The 22,594-nt window shown below is 50.0% G+C and carries 16 protein-coding genes, 2 tRNA genes and 1 other RNA gene; 7 read left to right on the plus strand and 12 right to left on the minus strand.

Annotated elements, in window-relative coordinates; translation table 11 throughout:
• Position 1: 1 nt before the first annotated feature.
• The 4 genes from oppC to ychE all read right to left on the minus strand — a co-directional run bounded on the left by oppC (position 2) and on the right by ychE (position 5,130).
• The gene (gene oppC / locus E1B03_RS14760) at positions 2–910 is read right to left on the minus strand and encodes an oligopeptide ABC transporter permease OppC (RefSeq protein ID WP_103770765.1); all 909 of its coding nucleotides are present in this window, start codon (positions 908–910) and stop codon (positions 2–4) included.
• A gap of 14 nt (positions 911–924) precedes the next feature.
• Positions 925–1,845 (minus strand): oligopeptide ABC transporter permease OppB, encoded by a 921-nt coding sequence (gene oppB / locus E1B03_RS14765; protein ID WP_003020708.1) that lies wholly within the window; start codon positions 1,843–1,845, stop codon positions 925–927.
• Positions 1,846–2,078: 233 nt separating this feature from the next.
• Complete coding sequence (gene oppA, locus E1B03_RS14770) at positions 2,079–3,710, minus strand: oligopeptide ABC transporter substrate-binding protein OppA (RefSeq protein ID WP_103770767.1); 1,632 nt, start codon at positions 3,708–3,710, stop codon at positions 2,079–2,081.
• Positions 3,711–4,482: 772 nt separating this feature from the next.
• The gene (gene ychE / locus E1B03_RS14780) at positions 4,483–5,130 is read right to left on the minus strand and encodes an NAAT family transporter YchE (protein ID WP_003020714.1); all 648 of its coding nucleotides are present in this window, start codon (positions 5,128–5,130) and stop codon (positions 4,483–4,485) included.
• Between the two features lie 488 nt (positions 5,131–5,618).
• Between ychE and adhE the strand changes: the two genes are divergently transcribed.
• Positions 5,619–8,297, plus strand: a complete 2,679-nt coding sequence (adhE, locus tag E1B03_RS14785; RefSeq protein WP_103770769.1) for a bifunctional acetaldehyde-CoA/alcohol dehydrogenase — start codon at positions 5,619–5,621, stop codon at positions 8,295–8,297.
• 238 nt (positions 8,298–8,535) lie between these two features.
• On the opposite strand, the gene tdk is transcribed toward adhE, so the two are convergent.
• Positions 8,536–9,153, minus strand: a complete 618-nt coding sequence (tdk, locus tag E1B03_RS14790; RefSeq protein ID WP_103770770.1) for a thymidine kinase — start codon at positions 9,151–9,153, stop codon at positions 8,536–8,538.
• A 621-nt stretch (positions 9,154–9,774) separates the two neighbouring features.
• Here tdk and hns point away from each other — a divergent pair.
• Entirely contained in the window at positions 9,775–10,188 is a 414-nt protein-coding gene (hns, locus tag E1B03_RS14795; protein ID WP_003020723.1) for a histone-like nucleoid-structuring protein H-NS, read from the plus strand.
• 138 nt (positions 10,189–10,326) lie between these two features.
• Here the strand turns inward: hns and galU are convergent, their stop codons facing one another.
• From galU to rssA, 3 genes are all read right to left on the minus strand, one after another.
• The gene (gene galU / locus E1B03_RS14800; RefSeq protein ID WP_103770771.1) at positions 10,327–11,235 is read right to left on the minus strand and encodes a UTP--glucose-1-phosphate uridylyltransferase GalU; all 909 of its coding nucleotides are present in this window, start codon (positions 11,233–11,235) and stop codon (positions 10,327–10,329) included.
• Between the two features lie 204 nt (positions 11,236–11,439).
• Positions 11,440–12,453 (minus strand): two-component system response regulator RssB, encoded by a 1,014-nt coding sequence (gene rssB, locus E1B03_RS14805; protein WP_133086501.1) that lies wholly within the window; start codon positions 12,451–12,453, stop codon positions 11,440–11,442.
• A 90-nt stretch (positions 12,454–12,543) separates the two neighbouring features.
• Entirely contained in the window at positions 12,544–13,455 is a 912-nt protein-coding gene (gene rssA / locus E1B03_RS14810; protein WP_103770773.1) for a patatin-like phospholipase RssA, read from the minus strand.
• Positions 13,456–13,566: 111 nt separating this feature from the next.
• On the opposite strand from rssA, the gene E1B03_RS14815 reads away from it, so the two are divergent.
• The 5 genes from E1B03_RS14815 to E1B03_RS14835 all read left to right on the plus strand — a co-directional run bounded on the left by E1B03_RS14815 (position 13,567) and on the right by E1B03_RS14835 (position 15,439).
• Positions 13,567–14,022 (plus strand): YchJ family protein, encoded by a 456-nt coding sequence (locus E1B03_RS14815; protein WP_103770774.1) that lies wholly within the window; start codon positions 13,567–13,569, stop codon positions 14,020–14,022.
• Between the two features lie 55 nt (positions 14,023–14,077).
• Positions 14,078–14,920, plus strand: a complete 843-nt coding sequence (gene purU, locus E1B03_RS14820) for a formyltetrahydrofolate deformylase (RefSeq protein ID WP_048217494.1) — start codon at positions 14,078–14,080, stop codon at positions 14,918–14,920.
• Between the two features lie 156 nt (positions 14,921–15,076).
• A tRNA-Tyr gene (locus E1B03_RS14825) sits at positions 15,077–15,161 on the plus strand.
• A gap of 36 nt (positions 15,162–15,197) precedes the next feature.
• Positions 15,198–15,282, plus strand: a tRNA-Tyr gene (locus E1B03_RS14830).
• A gap of 46 nt (positions 15,283–15,328) precedes the next feature.
• Positions 15,329–15,439, plus strand: a non-coding RNA gene (locus E1B03_RS14835) — RtT sRNA.
• 241 nt (positions 15,440–15,680) lie between these two features.
• On the opposite strand, the gene narI is transcribed toward E1B03_RS14835, so the two are convergent.
• Genes narI through E1B03_RS14855 form a run of 4 tightly spaced genes read right to left on the minus strand, consistent with a single transcriptional unit; the run spans position 15,681 to position 22,343 of the window.
• Complete coding sequence (gene narI, locus E1B03_RS14840; RefSeq protein WP_087053398.1) at positions 15,681–16,358, minus strand: respiratory nitrate reductase subunit gamma; 678 nt, start codon at positions 16,356–16,358, stop codon at positions 15,681–15,683.
• On the minus strand, positions 16,358–17,068 hold the full coding sequence (narJ, locus tag E1B03_RS14845) for a nitrate reductase molybdenum cofactor assembly chaperone (RefSeq protein WP_008784959.1): 711 nt from the start codon (positions 17,066–17,068) through the stop codon (positions 16,358–16,360). Before narJ ends, narI begins: the two co-directional genes overlap by 1 nt.
• Positions 17,065–18,603 carry a nitrate reductase subunit beta gene (gene narH / locus E1B03_RS14850; protein ID WP_103770775.1) on the minus strand — a complete coding sequence of 513 codons (1,539 nt, stop codon included), beginning with the start codon at positions 18,601–18,603 and terminating at the stop codon, positions 17,065–17,067. The genes narJ and narH overlap by 4 nt, the downstream gene beginning before the upstream one ends.
• Positions 18,600–22,343, minus strand: a complete 3,744-nt coding sequence (locus E1B03_RS14855; protein ID WP_103770776.1) for a nitrate reductase subunit alpha — start codon at positions 22,341–22,343, stop codon at positions 18,600–18,602. The genes narH and E1B03_RS14855 overlap by 4 nt, the downstream gene beginning before the upstream one ends.
• Positions 22,344–22,594 lie beyond the last annotated feature (251 nt).

The following is a 22,594-nucleotide window of genomic DNA, read 5'->3' on the forward strand; positions in this document are numbered from 1 at the left end:
CTTAACGGTCTTTCGGGTCGAGGGCATCACGCAGGCCATCGCCAATAAAGTTAAAACAGAACAAAGTGACCACCAAAAAACCTGCCGGGAACAGCAGCAGCCATGGTGAGACTTCCATCGAGTTGGCACCATCACTGAGCAACGCGCCCCAACTACTTAACGGCTCCTGCGTACCTAATCCCAAAAAGCTCAGGAAGGATTCAAACAGGATCATGCTTGGCACCAGCAATGAAGCGTATACCACCACCACGCCCAGCACGTTCGGCACAATATGACGGATAACGATGCGCGCAGTAGACACCCCACCCACTTGCGCCGCTTCAATAAACTCTTTGCGCTTGAGACTCAGGGTTTGTCCACGCACGATACGCGCCATATCCAGCCAGGAGACCATCCCGATAGCGACAAAAATCAGCAGGATATTTTGCCCAAAGAAGGTGACCAACAGGATCACGAAGAACATGAACGGGAAGGAGTTGAGGATTTCCAGCAGACGCATCATCACCGAGTCGATCTTACCGCCGAGATAGCCCGACAAAGAACCGTACAGCGTACCGACGACTACCGCCACCAACGCCGCGGCAATGCCGACCATCAGCGAGATTCGCCCGCCAATGGCCACACGAACCAGCAGGTCGCGACCCGATGAGTCGGTGCCGAAATAGTGTCCGGACTCCGCATCCGGCGCGCTGGACATCATGCCCCAATCGGTATCGAAGTAGGTAAACTGCGATAGCATCGGTGCCAGCGTCACGAACAGCGCAATAATCACCAACACCACCAGGCTTGCGACCGCCGCGCGGTTATGCATAAAGCGTCGACGCGCGTCCTGCCACAGACTACGGCCTTCGACCTCCAGCTTTTCACTGAAATTCTCCAGCGCTTCGCTGTTTTTCTTACTTAACATCATAGCGAGCTCCAGTATCAGTAACGAATTTTCGGGTCGATAACGGCATACAGCACGTCAACAATCGCGTTAAACACGATGGTCAGCGTGCCCACCAGAATAGTCAGGCTCAGGACCAGCGAATAGTCGCGGTTTAACGCGCCATTGACGAACAATTGGCCAATGCCCGGCAAACCATAGATGGTTTCAATAACCATTGAACCGGTGATAATGCCGACAAATGCCGGTCCCATATAGGACAGCACAGGCAACAGCGCAGGCTTTAACGCATGGCGGAAAATAATCCGCCGCATCGGCAGCCCTTTTGCGCGCGCAGTTCGAATAAAGTTAGAGTGCAGCACTTCAATCATCGAACCACGGGTAATACGGGCGATACTGGCGATGTAAGCGAGTGATAATGCCACCATCGGCAGGATCATAAACTTCAGCGCTCCGCCGTTCCAGCCGCCGCCGGGTAGCCATTTCAAGGTTATGGCAAAAATCATGACCAATAAAGGAGCAACAACGAAGCTGGGGATCACCACCCCGGTCATCGCCACCCCCATCACCGTGTAGTCCCAACGCGTATTTTGCTTCAGCGCGGCTATCACCCCGGCGCTAACACCAACGAGGACCGCCAGAATAAAGGCTGCCGCACCCAGCTTCGCGGAAACCGGAAAGCTCGAGGCAACGAGATCGTTAACCGTGTAGTCTTTATATTTAAAGGATGGTCCAAAATCGCCATGCGCCAACTGTTTCAGATAGCTGAAGTACTGCGTAGAGATGGGATCGTTAAGGTGATATTTCGCTTCAATATTCGCCAGTACCTCTGGCGGTAACGCGCGCTCCCCGGTGAATGGGCTCCCCGGCGCAAGGCGCATCATAAAGAATGAAATCGTAATAAGAATAAATAGCGTCGGAATCGCTTCCAGACAGCGACGTAGTATGAATTTTAACATTGCCCGTACCTTCTGGCGTGTGCCTTTATACCCGTCATACTTCAAGCTGCATGTACGTTGGCTTTACTCGCTCACGCCAGTCATTTACTTAAGTAAGCGCCTGGCGATTCGCTGCGCTGCCGCCTTCCTGCAACGTGAATTATTTAGGGTGTACCTCTCTGTGTCTAAAGAGGTATTTATAGTTCGAAGAAAAAGACACTGTGGGGCAACCTTGATCGCCCCACGTCTTGCCATTAATGCTTGATAATATACAAGTCTTTAACGTGGATATTATCCATCGGGTCTTTACCTGAGTATCCGCCAACCCATGGTTTCACCAGGCGGGCGTTAACATAGTAATAAACCGGTACAATCGCAGAATCTTTATCCAATTGCTGTTCCGCTTTTGAATACAGTTCGCTGCGCTGTGCTTCATCGGTTACTTTCAGCGTATCCGCAATCAGCTTATCAAACGCCGGGCTCTTATAGTGAACAGTGTTGTTGGAGCTGTCAGACAGCACCATGTTCAGGAAGGATGTTGGTTCGTTGTAATCCGCACACCAGCCCGCACGCGATACATCATAGTTACCCTGATGGCGCGTATCGAGGAATGTTTTCCACTCCTGGTTTTCCAGCTTCACGTTGGCGCCCAGATTTTTCTTCCAGATTGATGCCGCGGCGATAGCCAGCTTCTTATGCAGATCAGAGGTGTTATACAACAGGTCAAAGGTCAACGGTTTTTCAGCGGTATACCCGGCTTCAGCCAACAGTTTTTTCGCTTCCTCATTACGTTTTTCCTGAGACCATTTGAACCACTCTGGTTCAACCAGTTTTGCTCCATCGGTGTAAGGAGGGGTAAAGCTATACGCAGGCAGATCGCCCTGGTTTTTCACTTTATTGACGATAATGTCACGATCCAACGCCAGCTTCAGGGCGGTACGAACACGAACATCGTTGAACGGTGCTTTCTGATTGTTGATTTCGTAATAATAGGTGCACAGGTACGGGTCAACGTGAACTTCGTTCGGGATCTCTTTTTTCAGTTTCTGGAATAACTCGATCGGCATGTTGTTATAGGTCATGTCGATTTCGCCGCTGCGATAGCGGTTAACGTCAGTCACTTCAGAAGAAATTGGCAGGTAGGTAACCTGGTTAATAACCGTTTTATCGTTGTCCCAGTAGTTGGTATTACGCTCAAGCACAATGCGCTCGTTGACAACCCAGTCTTTCAGTTTATATGCGCCGTTAGTGACGATGTTAGCAGGCTGGGTCCACTTCTCCCCGTATTTTTCAACCGCGGCTTTAGGAACCGGTGAAACGGATGAGTGGACAAGCAGTTTGTAGAAATAAGGAACGGGTTCGCTCAGCGTGACTTCAAAAGTGTGATCGTCGAGAGCTTTAACACCGAGATCGGTAACTGGCTTTTTGCCGGCGATAATATCATCAATATTGACGATGTGGCCGTACTGCAAATAGCTGGCGTACGGTGACGCGGTATTTGGGTTAGCCAGGCGCTGCCAGCTATACACGAAATCTTGCGCGGTGACAGGCGTACCGTCAGACCACTTTGCGTCTTTACGCAGATGGAATGTCCAGACTTTAAAATCTTTATTTTCCCATTTTTCAGCCACGCCAGGCGACGGTTTGCCATCGACATCACTGATTAATAAACCTTCAAACAGGTCACGGTTAATGTTGGATTCAGGTACACCTTCGATTTTATGTGGATCGAGTGACTGCACTTCCGAACCGTTATTACGCACCAGAGTCTGCTTTTCAGCAAGCTGCACACCCGCTGGCACAACTGCCGCCGTGGCAACATTTCCAGCGATTAGCGCAGTTAAGATCCCCGCAGCTACCAAACTTTTTTTAGTGATGTTAGTCATTGTGTTTGTACTCCCTCATTATTATGGCTGGTTTTTTAACCAGACTGTTAATCCTGTCAGGATCCCTGTACGGCACCGGAGACTTTCTGCCGTCAGGTCGTTTTTTGTTTTACTGCTTGCTATCACCGACTTTATTTATTCTGGCGATTCGAATGACCACCTTGCGTCGATTATCTACGTGCCTCCCCTGCCGGAAACACGCTATTACTCTGTTGAGAGAAACGAACTGCAAACGATTCTCATCAACGTGAAATCTTCTGCAAAATACCTGGCCGGAAAGTATCAAATGCGTTTCTTAACCGCCAATACATTTTACAAATTTGTTAACCAATTCTCTTTTATTGAAAATAAATCTCACTGAAAAAGTCTTTCGAATGAAAATTTATCACAAAAAAACCTGAATATTCAATGCGTTGCATAGTGCTCATCGTTAACTCCCCTGTTCGGTGTCAACCCTGCACTAAAATGCACATAAATTTAACAATTGGTTATTAATTAGCACATTCATCTAAAAAAAACGCTGAAATAACTAATAACATTTCGATAATCCTTCAGCAAGCCCCAGAGTATGATGTTAATAAAATAACAGCGACAGCATCCCCGCTCAGGTGGAGTGCTGAGTGTTATATTCATAAAATCAATGAATAACGGAATGGCTAACCATAAGTATCTTTTATTTTTGTTATGCGAATTTTCAACTTTAGTGAGAAGTTTTACTGATAATGAAAGAAAACGGGGCCGAAAGTGGCCCCGTTAATGTTGGAGAGGGATATCAGGCAAGTAAACCGGGAAAGATGGACTTGATTCCAGTAACAATGAATTCAATCCCCAAGGCCATTAACAACAACCCCATAATACGCGTAATGACGTTGATGCCGGTTTGGCCCAGCAGACGAACTAACCATGGCGCCATGCGAAACAGTCCCCAGCAGCACAGGGCAAACAGCGCAATCGCCACAAAGAAACCAAACAGGTTAATAGCACTATGGTACCGCGTCCCCCATACGATGGTTGAGCTTATCGCCCCTGGTCCCGCCATCAGAGGTAAGGCCAGCGGCACAACGCCAATACTTTCGCGAATAGCCGTTTCTGATTTTTCCTGTTTGTTTTGCTTATCTTCGCCAAGCTTTCCGCTAATCATCGACATCGCGATAGTCACGACCAGAATGCCACCGGCAATCCTGAACGAATCGATCGAGATACCGAAAAGTTGCAAAATACCGTCACCAAGGAACAGCGAAGTCCACAGGATGATAGCAACTGACAGGTTTGCCGTAAGGTTGGTTTTGTTTCGCGCAGCAGCCGTTTGATAGCTGGTCATACTGATAAAGACAGGGATGATCCCTACCGGGTTAACCAACGCAAATAACCCAATGAAAAACTTAAAATAGACAGGAAAATCAAATAGCGTTTGGATCACGGTTAGCTCCGAAGCGTTAGCCGGATAAAATGAGTCATAAAAAATTGATAAAATCCGCGCTGAAGATACGCCTTTTGTCAGCATACTTCACCTTCTATCTGCGTATATCTACGTAAATACGCTACCAATAGTTAGTGTTATTAATATGTATTGAATATGCTAATGTTATTAGCATTCATACCATCAATTTATTAACACTTGCCGATAAACGCTAAAAGGGCCTGCTGAAAGGTGTCAGCTTTGCGAATATTTGATCCAGATCACGCAATTACTACTCAGAAGTGAGTAATCTTGCTTACGCCACCTGGAGATAACGCGTTAGAGTTAACTGGCGCTAGTGCATAAGCTCTTTTAGTAAATCAAGGTAAAGTGGACGTTAATTAACCGTTTGATTTTCAAAACGTTACACAAATTTTCGTCGATCTGTCTATACTCTCGTATCGAGCAGATGATTTACTAAAAAAGTTTAACATTATCAGGAGAGCATTATGGCTGTTACTAATGTCGCTGAACTTAACGCACTTGTAGAGCGCGTAAAAAAAGCCCAGCGTGAATATGCCAGTTTCACTCAAGAACAGGTTGACAAAATCTTCCGTGCCGCCGCTCTGGCTGCCGCAGACGCTCGAATCCCTCTCGCGAAAATGGCCGTTGCCGAATCCGGCATGGGCATCGTCGAAGATAAAGTGATTAAAAACCACTTCGCCTCCGAATATATTTATAACGCATATAAAGATGAAAAAACCTGTGGTGTGCTGTCTGAAGACGACACTTTCGGTACCATCACCATTGCTGAACCTATTGGTATCATCTGCGGTATCGTTCCTACCACTAACCCGACTTCTACTGCAATCTTCAAATCACTGATCAGCCTGAAGACGCGTAACGCCATCATCTTCTCTCCGCATCCGCGTGCTAAAGATGCAACTAACAAAGCAGCTGATATCGTGCTGCAGGCAGCTATCGCCGCTGGTGCACCGAAAGATCTGATCGGCTGGATCGATCAACCTTCCGTAGAACTGTCTAACGCGCTGATGCACCACCCTGACATCAACCTGATCCTTGCGACCGGTGGTCCAGGCATGGTTAAAGCAGCATACAGCTCCGGTAAACCAGCAATCGGCGTAGGTGCAGGTAACACTCCGGTTGTTATCGATGAAACCGCTGATATCAAACGTGCTGTTGCATCCGTTCTGATGTCTAAAACCTTCGATAACGGCGTAATCTGTGCTTCTGAACAGTCCGTTGTTGTTGTTGATTCTGTATACGATGCAGTACGTGAGCGTTTCGCGACTCACGGCGGCTACATGCTGCAAGGTAAAGAGCTGAAAGCCGTTCAGGACATTATCCTGAAAAATGGCGCGCTGAACGCAGCTATCGTTGGTCAACCGGCATACAAAATTGCTGAACTGGCAGGCTTCTCTGTACCAGAAACCACTAAGATTCTGATCGGTGAAGTGAAGGTTGTTGACGAAAGCGAACCGTTTGCTCACGAAAAACTGTCTCCGACGCTGGCAATGTATCGTGCTAAAGACTTCGAAGATGCAGTCATTAAAGCAGAAAAACTGGTTGCGATGGGCGGTATCGGTCATACCTCTTGCCTGTACACCGACCAGGACAACCAGCCAGAACGCGTTGCTTACTTCGGTCAGATGATGAAAACTGCGCGTATCCTGATCAACACCCCTGCATCTCAGGGTGGTATCGGTGACCTCTACAACTTCAAACTCGCACCTTCCCTGACTCTGGGTTGTGGTTCCTGGGGTGGTAACTCCATCTCTGAAAACGTTGGTCCTAAGCACCTGATCAACAAGAAAACCGTTGCTAAGCGAGCTGAAAACATGTTGTGGCACAAACTTCCGAAATCTATCTACTTCCGTCGAGGCTCTCTGCCAATCGCGCTGGATGAAGTGATTACCGATGGTCACAAACGTGCGCTGATCGTGACCGACCGCTTCCTGTTTAACAACGGCTACGCTGACCAGATCACTTCTGTTCTGAAAGCTGCTGGCGTTGAAACCGAAGTGTTCTTTGAAGTTGAAGCTGACCCAACTCTGAGCGTTGTACGTAAAGGTGCTGAGCTGGCTAACTCCTTCAAACCAGACGTGATCATCGCGCTGGGTGGTGGTTCCCCGATGGACGCCGCGAAAATCATGTGGGTTATGTACGAGCACCCAGAAACCCACTTCGAAGAACTGGCGCTACGCTTTATGGACATCCGTAAACGTATCTACAAATTCCCGAAAATGGGCGTGAAAGCGAAGATGGTTGCCGTCACCACCACTTCCGGTACCGGCTCTGAAGTAACTCCGTTTGCGGTTGTTACTGACGATGCAACAGGGCAGAAATACCCGCTGGCTGACTATGCGCTGACTCCAGATATGGCTATCGTTGATGCGAACCTGGTGATGGAGATGCCTAAGTCACTGTGTGCGTTCGGTGGTCTCGATGCCGTTACTCACGCTCTGGAAGCTTACGTATCCGTACTGGCTTCTGAGTTCTCTGACGGTCAGGCTCTGCAAGCGCTGAAACTGCTGAAAGAAAACCTGCCAGCGTCCTACCATGAAGGTTCTAAGAACCCGGTAGCGCGTGAGCGTGTACATAGTGCAGCAACCATCGCCGGTATCGCGTTTGCTAACGCCTTCCTGGGTGTATGTCACTCAATGGCGCATAAGCTGGGTTCTCAGTTCCACATTCCTCACGGTCTGGCGAACGCCCTGCTGATCAGCAACGTTATTCGTTATAACGCGAACGACAACCCGACTAAGCAGACTGCATTCAGCCAGTACGACCGTCCGCAGGCTCGTCGTCGCTACGCTGAAATCGCAGACCATCTGGGTCTGAGCGCACCGGGCGACCGTACTGCTGCGAAAATCCAGAAACTGCTGGGCTGGCTGGAAGAAATCAAAGCTGAACTGGGTATTCCTAAGTCTATCCGTGAAGCTGGCGTTCAGGAAGCTGACTTCCTGGCACACGTGGACAAACTGTCTGAAGATGCGTTTGACGACCAGTGTACTGGTGCTAACCCGCGTTATCCGCTGATTGCTGAACTGAAACAGATCCTGCTGGATACCTACTACGGCCGCGAATACAGCGAAGGTCAAACTACTGCGAAGACTGAAACAGTAGCAGCACCGAAAGCTGAGAAGAAAGCGAAAAAATCCGCTTAATTCGTCCAGATCAGTTTAGTTTCGCCATAAACGGTCCCTGATTGGGACCGTTTTTTTTTACCTCTTACATTATCGGATTCGGTATATACCAATTCAGCGACGAGTAGAGGATAGTCCTGTAGAGAGGGTATCGTGGAAGGTTGTGAGAATAGCGTCAGGAGAGAGTCTGACAGGGTAGATAACGTTTTTGAAGCGTATAGCCTACCCTGTGTTTATAAGCGCCCAGAAGCGCGTAGGGTTAGTCGTGACTGTGTCGTTCTTGTATCGCGGTCAGAGAGCCTTCAGACTGCGCTTGTTTATAATGCTTACGACATACCGAGACATAGCGCTCATTCCCGCCAATAACAACCTGCTCGCCCTCGTTATAGGGTCTTCCTGCCTGATCAAGACGTAACACCATGCTGGCCTTACGCCCACAAAAACAAATGGTTTTTAATTCAACCAGTTTATCTGACCATGCAAGTAGGTATTCACTGCCGCCAAATAACTCCCCACGAAAATCAGTACGCAAGCCATAGCACAACACGGGAATATCCAGCCGATCGACAACTTCAGATAATTCATAAACCTGCTGTCGAGTCAGAAACTGAGACTCATCAACCAGTACACAGTGAATTCTTTGCTGTTCGTTCTCAGCGCGAATCTCTTCGAACAATGATGAATTTTGGTTAAACAATTTTGCAGGTGACGACAGACCTATACGTGAACTTACTTTTCCAGCGCCGAAACGGTCATCAATTTCCGCTGTATATACAACGGCACGCATCCCGCGTTCCTGATAATTGTACGAAGATTGCAGCAATGCAGTCGACTTACCGGCATTCATTGCAGAATAGTAAAAATATAGCTGTGCCATTGACCGTAGGCCCTCACCCGGGGAATTAAATATTGGCGCGATTGTATCATATTCACGAACGAGTCGGTGTAGCGTTGTCCTCAAAGGCGTATAAATGCGCGTACAGGTTCGCTCAGTGCCGTCTAAATAACCGGTCCTTTAAGTCACAAGGGCGTGTGAGTACACTCAGCCATAGCCCAGAAAGCCGGATACTGGTCCTGTATATACACATTCTTTCACAAATAGTGCTCATGAAATTTATCAATGTCACTTATCATCCTGCGGCAATAAAGAAACCCTTCTCTTATTGTTATTGAATCTACCCTCTGTCGTCATGTATTAGCGAATTCACGTAAGCAAAACTAATACAAAAGGTTGAAATCGCTGCAAAGAGATACTATTTGCACGTCATAAAATGTGACCTGAATCTTGAATTTTTACTCTCAGCCGCTGAGAAGCCCCCTCACCAATAAGCCTTTTTTATGCCCAGCATCGTGGAAAATTTAAGGCAAAAGAATTAATTCTGATACTAAATAAAGCGCAATTTTGAATTCCTCACATTCCTGGCTATTGCACAACTGAATTTATCGCTCTATTATTAGCTCAACAAACCACCCCCAATATAAGTTTGAGATTACTACAATGAGCGAAGCACTTAAAATTCTGAACAACATCCGTACTCTTCGTGCGCAGGCAAGAGAATGCACTCTGGAAACGCTTGAAGAAATGCTGGAAAAATTAGAAGTTGTAGTTAGCGAGCGCCGTGAAGAAGAAAGCGCTGCCGCTGCTGAAGTTGAAGAACGTACTCGTAAACTGCAACAATATCGTGAAATGCTGATCGCTGATGGCATTGACCCTAACGAACTGCTGAATAGCATGGCTGCTGTTAAATCTGGCACCAAAGCTAAACGCGCTGCGCGTCCAGCTAAATATAGCTATGTTGACGAAAACGGTGAAACTAAAACCTGGACTGGCCAGGGTCGTACACCGGCTGTGATCAAAAAAGCGATGGAAGAACAAGGTAAACAACTGGACGATTTCCTGATCAAGGAATAATTCAGAAATATCTTGCTTAAAATCCCGCCACTGGCGGGATTTTTTTTACCTGTACTTCGCATAGCTCCCTACCCAGATTAGGTATAAAAAAACGGCGCTGGATTAACAGCGCCGTTCTTACCTGATAATACCAGCAGGTTACTTCTTAATACCCATCTCGTCTTCCAGCCAGGCTTTAAATTCAGCACCAAGCGTATTATGGCGAATGCCATATTCTACAAACGCCTGCATATAGCCCAGCTTATTACCACAGTCATGGCTTTTACCCTTCATGTGATAAGCTTCAACCGTTTCTTTTTCAATCAGCATATCGATAGCATCGGTCAGCTGAATTTCATCACCCGCTCCCGGAGGGGTTTTTGCCAGCAGTGGCCAGATATCCGCACTCAGAACGTAACGACCAACAACGGCCAGATTAGATGGCGCAACATTCGCTTTCGGCTTTTCAACAACGCCAACCATCGGTACGCTTTCGCCTGGTGCTAATTCAACGCCTTTACAATCAACAACACCATAAGCGGTGACATCTTCTACCGGTTCAACCATTATCTGGCTACTGCCTGTTTCATCAAAGCGATGAATCATTTCGGCAAGGTTGTCGCGTGATAAATCAGATTCGTATTCGTCAAGAATTACGTCTGGCAGGATAACCGCAACCGGTTCATTGCCAACGACCGGATGCGCGCACAATACCGCGTGACCCAGGCCTTTAGCCAACCCCTGACGCACCTGCATAATAGTGACATGCGGCGGACAAATAGACTGCACCTCTTCCAGCAACTGGCGTTTTACACGTTTTTCCAGCATAGCTTCAAGTTCAAAGCTGGTATCGAAGTGGTTTTCAATAGAATTTTTAGACGAGTGAGTTACGAGTACAATTTCAGTGATGCCCGCAGCAATACATTCGTTTACGACGTACTGAATTAATGGCTTATCAACCAACGGTAGCATCTCTTTCGGGATTGCTTTCGTAGCCGGTAACATCCTGGTTCCTAATCCCGCTACCGGGATAACGGCCTTTTTGACTTTTGAATTAAGGGCAGCCATTTAAAACTCTCCTGGACTGTTCATGTATTGAACGTGTTCATCAATCTGTATCGCATCCAAGTATATCAGTACCGCGACAAGCTTCTGGTCTGAAAAGGACGCGCGTCGGTATAATTAAGATAAATACGAATAAATCTGGCGCTGATAGTAGCACTCACGGCATGAGGAGGGTGAACCAATTTCATTCCCACTCATCTCAATTGTTCATTCCGCAGACAACATCAGGCGCAGACGACCACCTGCCCCCCAAATTTGACATTGCCAGGACTCACAACGTTGGCTTAGTTGATTAAGATACGTATTACCTAAGGTGCCCAGCGGAACGCCATTACTGATTTGTACCTGGTGGGAACCCGTATTTAATGTCGCATTTAGCCCTGCTGATACCAAAATCAGGTTTTTTAATCCGCTGTGGTAATAGCCCACCAGCAAGGGAAACTGTCCCGGTAAATTAGCCTGGCGCAGCAAATGGTTTACCTGCTTCAATAACGCACCTAACTCCGGTAATCGTTGATTTTGATGTGCCAGCTGTTCCTGCAGCAAACCATTAAATAGTGCTCGCAGTAATAACGCCGCCAGGACGCCATTATCCCCTGCCCGCGTCACATCCAGACAATAAAAGGCAAGATCATGGTCCGACAACGGCGCAATATCCAACACCAGCCCCGGCTGATCGGCGGCCACCAACTGGCGATAGTTTATACGACATTGCGAAATCACTTGAGACACCGGAGGCTGTAATTCCTGCAGGAGCTTTGCCGCTGCTGCAGGATCGCCGACCATCGCATCCCAGTCTCGAAATAGCCGCTCTTCTTCTTCCACGCGTGAATTAAACATATTGGGATACAGACACGCCAAGACCGTTTCTCGCAGGCGGTTAAGGTCCTTAACAGGCTTCAGCAACACATCATCCACGCCTAATCGCAGCGCTTTGGCTATGTCGGACATGTTTTCCGTTGCGGAGATCACCAGTATTGGAGTCTGATCGCCACGATTGCGCAAATACTCCACCAGTTTGAGGCCGTTCATTCTTGGCATAGCCAAATCACAGATCATCAAGTCAGGGTTAAAGTGTCCGAGTAACTCCAGTGCTTCAAGCCCATCGCCAGCTACCGCCGTTGTCGCTCCCAAAGAGGAAAACCATGAGTCCATGAGTGAGCGAAATACCGGCTCATCCTCGACGATAAGAATCTGTTTTCCGACCAATGGCTGCGTCATATTCTCCCCCCTGACTGGCTTTAGTAAATAGTGGCATGCTATTGCTACTCACGCCTGTCAGAATTTGCTTAAGTGTTGATAAAAAATGCGTTAGACGTTGGTTTTCACCAAGGGTAGAAGCTCATCCATTTTCTTCTCGACCGCCAGTTGTCCGGCAGCAATTGCTGCACTGGCGCGGTGGAAATCCAGCGTGGATATTTGCGGACAAAACGGCTGAATCAGAATATCTGGTGGGTCACCGGCCATGCGGTTACGTTTTAGACGGTTTTCCAGTACCTGGATAGACGTCGTCATGATCTCCATCGCCGTCGGTGCGGTTATCGCACGCCGGGCCGTAATGTTGCTCAAGCGCTCTTTCAGGCGGGCATGCCATGAAAGCTCGTCAGCATCATCACTCGACTCGCTATCGCTGCTGACGTTGAAGGAGAGTAAGTCTTGCTGCATGAGATGCGCATCGTGTTGCAGATCGACGGCTATAACAATATCGGCACCCAATGCACGCGTCAGCGAGACGGGGACAGGATTCACCACCGCACCATCCACCAGCCAATAACCATTATGCGCCACGGGAGACATCAGACCAGGAATACTACAGGAGGCCCGGACAGCCAGATGCAAATCACCTTCGGTGAACCACAGCTCCCGCCCCGTGCTCAGATTAGTCGCCACGGTTGCGAAACGGCGTGTGCATTGCTCAATTGATTCTACCGGCATGACATTACGGTACTGATTGAATACCCGTTCACCGCGCAGTAAACCGCCCCTGCGCCACGAGAGATCCATCAGACGTAAGACGTCCCAATAGCTGAAAGAACAAACCCACTGTTCGAGAGCAGGTAACTTATTGCAGGCATAGGCTGCGCCAACCAGCGAACCAATGGAGCACCCTGCAACGATATCGACATCAATCCCCATATGTTTTAGGGCTTTAATAACGCCAATATGCGACCAACCTCGTGCTGCGCCGGAACCGAGCGCCAGCCCTATTTTTATTTTTCTCATTGTACGTACAAACTTCCCCTGGCTTGCAGACGTAGCAACATCGCTACCGCTCAGTTAACATAGTGCCACTCTGGCGTTTATACGCCGTTTTTTTATTCCAGGGAGTACTTTGTGTCTCAGCTTTGTCCCTGTGGTAGCGCTGTCGAGTATAGCCTATGTTGCTACCGTTATGTGTCCGGCGCGCAAGTAGCACCTACGCCGTCACACCTCATGCGTTCTCGGTACTGTGCTTTTGTGATGAAAGACGCAGATTACCTTATCAGAACCTGGCATTCCGCCTGTCATGCTGCCGCGTTTCGCGACGACATTGTCGCAGGATTTAGTCACACCGAATGGCTCGGACTGACCGTTTTTGAACAAGAAACAGCAGACTCAGAAAATGTCGGCTATGTCAGCTTTGTTGCGCGATTTACTGAACAAGGCAAAACAGGCGCAATTATCGAGCGCTCTCGTTTTTTAAAAGAAAACGGTCAGTGGTACTATATAGACGGTACACGCCCTCAAATTGGACGAAACGATACCTGCCCTTGTGGCTCCGGTAAAAAATTTAAAAAGTGCTGCGGCTAATCAACGCCCGACAGTATCAATTTTGCAAACATTCTCAACAGGATCACCGCTGCAAATGCATTCATTACAACGAAAAGTACTGCGCACTATTTGCCCGGACCAAAAAGGTCTGATCGCGCGCATTACAAATATCTGTTACAAGCATGAACTGAACATCGTGCAAAACAATGAGTTCGTGGACCACCGTACCGGGCGCTTTTTTATGCGTACCGAGCTGGAAGGTATTTTTAACGACGTCACGCTACTTGCCGATCTGGACAGCGCCTTACCAGAAGGCTCAATCCGCGAATTAACGCCTGCAGGACGCCGTCGTATTGTCATTTTGGTCACCAAGGAAGCACATTGCCTGGGCGATCTGTTAATGAAAGCCAATTATGGTGGACTGGATGTTGAAATTGCCGCTGTGATCGGCAACCACGAGACGCTGCGTCCCTTAGTTGAGCGGTTCGATATTCCGTTTGAGCTGGTCAGCCACGAAGGTTTAACACGTGACGAGCATGACCAGAACATGGCCGACGCTATCGACGCGCATCAACCGGACTATGTCGTGCTGGCCAAATACATGCGCGTTCTGACACCAACTTTTGTTTCACGCTTCCCGAATAAGATTATCAATATCCATCATTCATTCCTGCCAGCGTTTATTGGTGCCCGCCCGTACCACCAGGCTTATGAACGCGGCGTGAAGATCATCGGTGCGACAGCCCACTACGTGAATGACAACCTCGATGAAGGCCCAATCATTATGCAGGACGTGATTCATGTGGATCACACCTACACCGCAGAAGATATGATGCGTGCTGGTCGCGACGTCGAGAAAAACGTATTAAGCCGCGCGCTGTATCAAGTTCTGGCTCAACGCGTCTTTGTTTACGGTAACCGAACGATTATTCTGTAATCGATTGATAAGTTGATTGGTTACCTTTACATCTTTACGCGTAAAAATCAGGCAACCAGTTCTTTTTTATCAACGGAATGCTTTACAGGGGCGCATCATTTGATATGATGCGCCCCGCTTCCAACGGAAGCAGGCCAGTAATTAGCATTACCCCGTGGTGGGGTTCCCGAGCGGCCAAAGGGAGCAGACTGTAAATCTGCCGTCATCGACTTCGAAGGTTCGAATCCTTCCCCCACCACCATTCATGCTGTTAGATTCAAACAATTAGTATACCCCTGGTGGGGTTCCCGAGCGGCCAAAGGGAGCAGACTGTAAATCTGCCGTCATCGACTTCGAAGGTTCGAATCCTTCCCCCACCACCATTACTTCCCTGTCGCACTTCGGTGAAATCAAACCTAAATACCCTATATTCTGCCCATGTGGGGAGGATGAGAAGCTTCGATTCGAGCGTAGCGAGAAAGCGTTGCCAAAGGCAACGACCCGAAGGGCGAAGCGCTGAGTCATCCTTCCCCACCACCATTACTTCATCAAGCATCAACACCCAATCCAACTGCAATGACCTATATTAGCCTGATGCGCTGCGCTTATCAGGCCTACAAAGTCGATACGTGCGCGCAATTTGCCTGATGCGCTGCGCTTATCAGGCCTACAAAGTTCGCTGATACCTGCGTAGGCCGGATAAGGCGTTTACGACGCCATCCGGCACACAGACATAAAAAAACCCCGCCGAAGCAGGGTTTTGTCTTATACAGATTACCGATTAGTGACGCGCACGAACAATCTGGTATTTGCGTGTCAGATATTCGACCGGAACGCTCCAGATGTGTACCAGACGCGAGAACGGGAACAACAGGAACAGCGTCATACCCAACACCAGGTGCATACGGAAAATAAATGCAACGCCATCCAGGTATTGAGACGCTCCGCCGTGGAAGGTCACTACTGTCTGCGCCCAGTTCACCAGCTTCATCATCTCGCTACCATCCATATGCTGGGCGGAGAACGGAATGGTCAGCAGGCCCAACGCGCACTGGATCACCAGCAGCGAGAGAATCAGAATATCTGCTCCAGTGGTGGTGGCCCGCACGCGTGGGCTGAACAGACGACGTTTCAGCAGCAGTACGCCACCAATCAGACACATCAAGCCACTGGCACCGCCCGCGAACATTGCCATCTTTTGTTTCACTTCAAGCGGCAGCCACGCTTCGTACATCCAGTGCGGCGTCAACATGCCAAGGAAATGCCCGGCAAAAATCCCCAGAATCCCAATATGGAACAGGTTTGACGCCAGGTTCATCCCTTTGCGATCCAGCATCTGACTGGAAGCCGCACGCCAGGTATATTGCCCGTAGTCATAACGCAGCCAACTGCCGATCAGAAAGACAGAACCCGCAATGTACGGATAGATGTCAAAGAAGAACGTATTCAGGAAGTGCATTATTGCTGTCCTCCGGTGGTGATATTCAGATACTGCGGCGCAACGGCCCCGGCAAAACGACGCTGGTGAGCGGAGATTTCCGACTCGCCACACCCCTGATCGGCGAAGAATTTCACTTGCTCTTCTTCCCAGACCGCATCCAGCGCTTGTGGGGTATCGTCACGCGCTTCATCCGCAATTTTTTCAGCCACTTTGTCGCTGTCAATAACGGTATTCGCCAGTTTTAACAGCAGATCAAACAGCACTGCATAACGGCTTTCACGCTGTTGCAAACGAGCGCTGAGCAAAGCCAGAATCGGCGCGATATCCTGCAAACCACCTAGCGCTTCGCTTTTCGGCAGTTGTGCAAGATATTCCAGATACAGCGGCAGATGATCGGGAAGTTCGCGGCTGTCGAGCTGTAAACCGTGCTGCTCATACTGCGCCATCAGGTCAACCATCGCCTGACCGCGGTCGCGAGACTCACCGTGAACGTGTTCAAACAGCAGCAGTGAGGTAGCACGACCCCGGTCAAAAAGCTCGCTGTAGGCAGCCTGTACATCCAGCATGTCCTGCGCGGTCAGATCGCGCAGGAAAACGCCCAGGGTCTGGGCATCTTCTTTATCCAGGTTCTCAGATGACGCGAGTGCATCGAAAAGTTCCTGCTGATGCTGCCACAGGGCAGCATCCGGGTACTCGAGCAGACGCGAAACAATGACGAGTTCAATCATTGGTGCGGCTCCGTTTTGCTGGTCACATCGACAGCGTCGATGCGGCGGCTGTTGAACAGATTGAATTTAGTATCAGAGCCGTGGCAACCGTCGCCGAAGGTAAAGCCACAACCGCTTTTCTCCGGGAAGGCGTCACGCGCCAGTTCGCGATGGCTGCTCGGTACCACGAAACGATCTTCGTAGTTAGCAATCGCCAGGTAACGATACATTTCCTGAGCCTGCGCTTCGCTTAAGCCCACCTCTTCCAGCGCACGGGTATCAACTTTACCGTCAACGGTTTCCGCGCGTTTGTAGTGACGCATCGCCAGCATACGTTTCAGCGCCAACAATACCGGCTGAGTGTCACCTGCGGTCAGCAGGTTTGCCAGGTACTGAACCGGGATACGCAAGCTGTCAACATCCGGCAGAATACCGTTGCTGCCAAGCGTACCCGCATCGGCGGCAGACTGAATTGGTGACAATGGCGGCACGTACCAAACCATCGGTAAAGTACGGTATTCCGGATGCAGCGGCAGCGCCAGCTTCCAGTCCATCGCCATTTTGTAAACCGGAGACTGCTGTGCGGCATCAATGACGCTCAAAGGAATACCATCTTTCAGCGCCTGTTCAATAACAGCCGGATCGTTCGGATCGAGGAACACGTCCAGTTGACGCTGGTACAGATCTTTCTCGTGCTCGGTGCTTGCTGCGCTTTCGATCGCATCTGCGTCATACAGCAGTACGCCGAGGTAACGGATACGACCTACGCAGGTTTCGGAGCAAACAGTCGGTTGACCGGCTTCGATACGCGGGTAGCAGAAGATGCACTTCTCAGATTTCCCGCTCTTCCAGTTGAAGTAGATCTTCTTGTACGGACAGCCGGTGATACACATACGCCAGCCGCGGCACTTGTCCTGGTCGATCAGCACGATGCCATCTTCTTCACGCTTGTAGATAGCACCGCTCGGACAGGTTGCCACGCACGCCGGGTTAAGGCAGTGCTCGCACAGGCGCGGCAGATACATCATGAAGGTGTTTTCGAACTGACCGTACATCGCCTTCTGCATGTTTTCGAAGTTCTGGTCTTTGGCGCGTTTTTCAAACTCGCCGCCCAGAATTTCTTCCCAGTTCGGACCGCTGGTGATTTTGTCCATCCGCTGACCGGTGATCAGCGAGCGCGGACGTGCAATCGGCTGCGCCTTGCTGTCTGCCGGAGCGTTGTGCAACGTCTGGTAGTCAAAATCAAACGGCTCGTAGTAATCATCCATGCCCGGCAGATGCGGGTTAGCAAAGATTTTACCCAGCAGCAGCGCTTTGTTACCCATGCGCGGCTGCAGTTTGCCGTTAATTTTACGGATCCAACCGCCCTTCCATTTTTCCTGGTTTTCCCAGTCGTTCGGGAAGCCAACGCCAGGCTTACTTTCGACGTTGTTGAACCAGGCGTACTCCATACCTTCACGGCTGGTCCAGACGTTTTTACAGGTCACTGAACAGGTGTGGCAGCCGATGCACTTATCGAGATTCAGCACCATGCCGACTTGTGAACGAATTTTCATTTTACGCTCTCCTGTACCTGGTCATTGCCTTCGCCATCCAACCAGTTAATGTTCTTCATCTTACGTACAACTACGAACTCATCGCGGTTTGAACCAACGGTGCCGTAGTAGTTAAATCCGTAGGCCAGTTGCGCATAGCCGCCGATCATGTGGGTTGGCTTCGGTGTAATACGGGTCACTGAGTTGTGGATCCCGCCACGCTGCTGAGTGATTTCTGAACCCGGCAGGTTAACGATACGTTCCTGCGCGTGGTACATCATGGTCATCCCGGCTGGTACACGCTGACTGACAACAGCACGCGCCGTCAGCGCCCCGTTACTGTTGAAGACTTCGATCCAGTCGTTATCTTCGATTCCCAGATCTTTCGCATCGACTTCGCTCATCCACACAATCGGACCACCGCGTGATAGCGTCAGCATCAGTAAGTTGTCGCTGTAGGTAGAGTGGATACCCCATTTCTGGTGCGGCGTCAGGAAGTTGAGCGCTTTTTCCGGGTTACCATTAGATTTCTCGCCGATCACCGCTTTCACCGAACGGGTGTCGATTGGTGGACGGTAAACCAGCAGGCTTTCACCGAAGTCACGCATCCACTGATGATCCTGATACAACTGCTGGCGACCAGACAGCGTACGCCATGGGATCAGCTCATGAACGTTGGTGTAACCGGCGTTATAAGAGACATGTTCATCTTCCAGACCTGACCAGGTCGGGCTGGAGATAATTTTGCGCGGCTGCGCCTGAATATCGCGGAAGCGAATTTTCTCGTCTTCTTTATTCAGCGCCAGATGCGTATGATCGCGGCCGGTAAATTCACTCAGCGCCGCCCAGGCTTTCACGGCTACCTGACCGTTAGTTTCCGGTGCCAGCGTCAGGATCATCTCTGCGGCATCAATTGCGGTATCCAACATTGGCTGGCCTTTCGCCGGGCCTTCAGCCTTGGTGTAGTTGAGCTTACGCAACAGATCCATTTCGCTCTGGGTGTTCCAGGCAATCCCTTTACCGCCGTTACCCATTTTTTCCATCAGCGGGCCGATGGAGGTGAAACGCTCGTAGGTTGCCGGATAATCACGCTCAACGGTCATGATGTGCGGCGCGGTAACGCCAGGAATCAGGTCACATTCACCTTTTTTCCAGTCCTTCACGTCAAGTGGCTGCGCCAGTTCAGCGGCAGAGTCGTGCTGAATCGGCAGCGTAACGACGTCGGTTTCTTTACCGAGGTGGCCCACGCACACTTCAGAGAATTTCTTGGCGATGGCTTTATAGATTTCCCAGTCGCTCTTCGACTCCCAGGCCGGGTCAACGGCGGCAGACAACGGATGAATAAACGGATGCATATCCGAGGTATTCATATCGTCTTTTTCATACCAGGTTGCGGTCGGCAGCACGATGTCGGAATACAGACAGGTGCTCGACAGACGGAAGTCCAGCGTAACGACCAGATCCAGTTTGCCGTCCAGGCCGTTATCCTGCCATTCCACTTCTTCCGGCTTCACGCCGCTCTGCTGGCCGAGATCTTTGCCCTGAATACCATGTTCAGTGCCCAGCAGATACTTCAGCATGTACTCGTGGCCCTTACCGGAAGACCCGAGCAGGTTAGAACGCCAGATAAACAGGTTACGCGGATGGTTTTTACCGTTTTCCGGCTGCTCTGCCGCAAAGCGAATAGAACCTTCTTTCAGGGATTTAACGGTGTAGTCCACCGGCGTCATGCCTGCTTTTTGCGCTTCTTCGGCGATACGCAGCGGGTTAGTCCCTAACTGCGGCGCAGATGGCAACCAACCCATCCGTTCAGCGCGAACGTTAAAGTCAATCAAATGACCGCTGTAGCGGGATTTGTCGGCCATTGGGGACAGCAGTTCCTGCGCAGTAACCGTCTCATAGCGCCATTGGCTGGAGTGGTTATAGAAGTAGGAAGTGCTGTTCATATGACGAGGCGGACGCTGCCAGTCAAGCGCAAACGCCAACGGCTGCCAGCCGGTTTGCGGACGCAGTTTTTCCTGGCCGACATAGTGGGCCCAACCGCCGCCGCTTTGGCCGATACAGCCGCAGAACACCAGCATATTGATCAGACCACGATAGTTCATATCGAGGTGGTACCAGTGGTTCAGACCCGCACCGACGATAATCATTGAACGACCGTGGGTTTTATCGGCGTTATCCGCAAATTCACGGGCTATGCGCACGATCTGAGAGCGTGATACGCCAGTGATTTTTTCTGCCCAGGCCGGCGTGTACGCTTTCACGTCATCGTAGCTGGTTGCGCAGTTTTCATCGTTCAGACCGCGTTCCAGGCCGTAGTTAGCCATAGTCAGATCGTAAACGGTGGTTACCAACGCGGTAGAGCCATCGGCCAGTTGCAGGCGTTTGACCGGCAATTTATGCAGCAGAATGTTTTCCAGTTCTACTTTACTGAAGTGCTCAGTGCCTTCGCCGCCAAAGTACGGGAAGCCCACTTCGGCGATATCATCCTGGCTACCCAGCAGGCTGAGCTGCAGTTCGGTTTCATCACCGGACGTGCCGTCGCGCTGCTCGAGATTCCATTTGCCTTTTTCCCCCCAACGGAAACCAATTGAACCGTTTGGCGCAACCATATCGCCGTTGCTATTGATAGCGACGGTTTTCCATTCCGGATTATTTTCCTGACCCAGGGAGTCAACCAGATCCGCTGCACGCAGCATACGACCAGCAGCATAGTAGCCGTCGCGCTCTTCGAGCATCACCAGCATTGGCATGTCGGTATAACGACGAACGTAGTCGGTGAAGTACTGGCTCGGGTTATCGAGGTGGAACTCGCGCAGCATGACATGACCCATCGCCATTGCCATCGCCGCATCGGTCCCCTGCTTCGGCGCCAGCCACAGGTCACACAGTTTGGCGATTTCAGCGTAGTCGGGGGTAATTGCTACCGTTTTGGTGCCTTTATAACGAACTTCGGTAAAGAAGTGCGCATCCGGGGTACGGGTCTGCGGAACGTTAGAGCCCCATGCAAGAATGTAGCTGGAGTTATACCAGTCGGCAGATTCCGGTACGTCGGTCTGCTCGCCCCAGGTTTGTGGGGAGGCAGGAGGCAGGTCACAGTACCAGTCATAGAAGCTCAGACAGGTACCGCCAATCAGCGACATATAGCGTGCGCCGGAAGCATACGAAACCATCGACATCGCCGGGATCGGCGAGAAGCCTGCGACACGGTCGGGACCATAGGTTTTGATGGTGTAAACGTTAGATGCAGCAATCAGTTCATTCACTTCCTGCCAGGAAGAACGAACGAATCCACCGCGACCACGCGCTTGTTTGAAGCTTTTTGCTTTGTCGGCGTCTTCGATAATGGATGCCCATGCATCTACCGGATCGCTGTGTAATCTTTTTGCTTCACGCCACATCTTCATCAGACGTTTGCGCATCAGCGGGTATTTCAGACGGTTAGCACTGTAGAGATACCAGGAATAGCTTGCACCACGTGGGCAGCCGCGAGGCTCGTGGTTAGGCATATCTGGACGCGTGCGTGGGTAGTCAGTTTGCTGGGTTTCCCAGGTAACCAGACCATTTTTCACATAGATTTTCCAGCTGCATGAGCCCGTGCAGTTTACCCCGTGGGTTGAGCGCACGATTTTGTCATGCTGCCAACGCTGGCGGTATCCGTCCTCCCAGTCCCTGTTGGTATTGAGAAGCTGGCCGTGCCCATCGGCAAAGGTTTCGCCCTTCTGTTTGAAGTAGCGAAACCGGTCCAGGAATTTACTCATCGGTTTTCTCCTGTAGGAGCCTGACGGCTCTCTGATAAATCGACATTGCTTGATTGAGAGCGAAGGTAACGCTCTGAAAGGGCGTGAGAATTGATAACGATCAAGGCAGGCAGGGATGAAAATGGAGGGTTGATTTTCACATACCCCCTTAGTGGGATATCAATGAACAATTCAACATATTGAATTTAAATGATTTTTTCAAACTCACTTATCATACAAATGTTAAATTCTTTATAAGTGGGTATTAAGGG

It is taken from the genome of Citrobacter arsenatis, from assembly GCF_004353845.1.
In the GTDB taxonomy this organism is placed as follows: Bacteria; Pseudomonadota; Gammaproteobacteria; order Enterobacterales; family Enterobacteriaceae; genus Citrobacter; species Citrobacter arsenatis.

Excerpts from the sequence above, each read along its gene's own strand:
- narH (WP_103770775.1), bottom strand. The coding sequence starts at position 18,603 with ATGAAAATTCGTTCACAAGTCGGCATGGTGCTGAATCTCGATAAGTGC.
- oppB (WP_003020708.1), bottom strand. The coding sequence starts at position 1,845 with ATGTTAAAATTCATACTACGTCGCTGTCTGGAAGCGATTCCGACGCTA.
- hns (WP_003020723.1), top strand. The coding sequence starts at position 9,775 with ATGAGCGAAGCACTTAAAATTCTGAACAACATCCGTACTCTTCGTGCG.
- tdk (WP_103770770.1), bottom strand. The coding sequence starts at position 9,153 with ATGGCACAGCTATATTTTTACTATTCTGCAATGAATGCCGGTAAGTCG.
- adhE (WP_103770769.1), top strand. The coding sequence starts at position 5,619 with ATGGCTGTTACTAATGTCGCTGAACTTAACGCACTTGTAGAGCGCGTA.
- E1B03_RS14855 (WP_103770776.1), bottom strand. The coding sequence starts at position 22,343 with ATGAGTAAATTCCTGGACCGGTTTCGCTACTTCAAACAGAAGGGCGAA.
- oppA (WP_103770767.1), bottom strand. The coding sequence starts at position 3,710 with ATGACTAACATCACTAAAAAAAGTTTGGTAGCTGCGGGGATCTTAACT.
- galU (WP_103770771.1), bottom strand. The coding sequence starts at position 11,235 with ATGGCTGCCCTTAATTCAAAAGTCAAAAAGGCCGTTATCCCGGTAGCG.
- narJ (WP_008784959.1), bottom strand. The coding sequence starts at position 17,068 with ATGATTGAACTCGTCATTGTTTCGCGTCTGCTCGAGTACCCGGATGCT.
- rssB (WP_133086501.1), bottom strand. The coding sequence starts at position 12,453 with ATGACGCAGCCATTGGTCGGAAAACAGATTCTTATCGTCGAGGATGAG.
- rssA (WP_103770773.1), bottom strand. The coding sequence starts at position 13,455 with ATGAGAAAAATAAAAATAGGGCTGGCGCTCGGTTCCGGCGCAGCACGA.
- purU (WP_048217494.1), top strand. The coding sequence starts at position 14,078 with ATGCATTCATTACAACGAAAAGTACTGCGCACTATTTGCCCGGACCAA.
- oppC (WP_103770765.1), bottom strand. The coding sequence starts at position 910 with ATGATGTTAAGTAAGAAAAACAGCGAAGCGCTGGAGAATTTCAGTGAA.
- narI (WP_087053398.1), bottom strand. The coding sequence starts at position 16,358 with ATGCACTTCCTGAATACGTTCTTCTTTGACATCTATCCGTACATTGCG.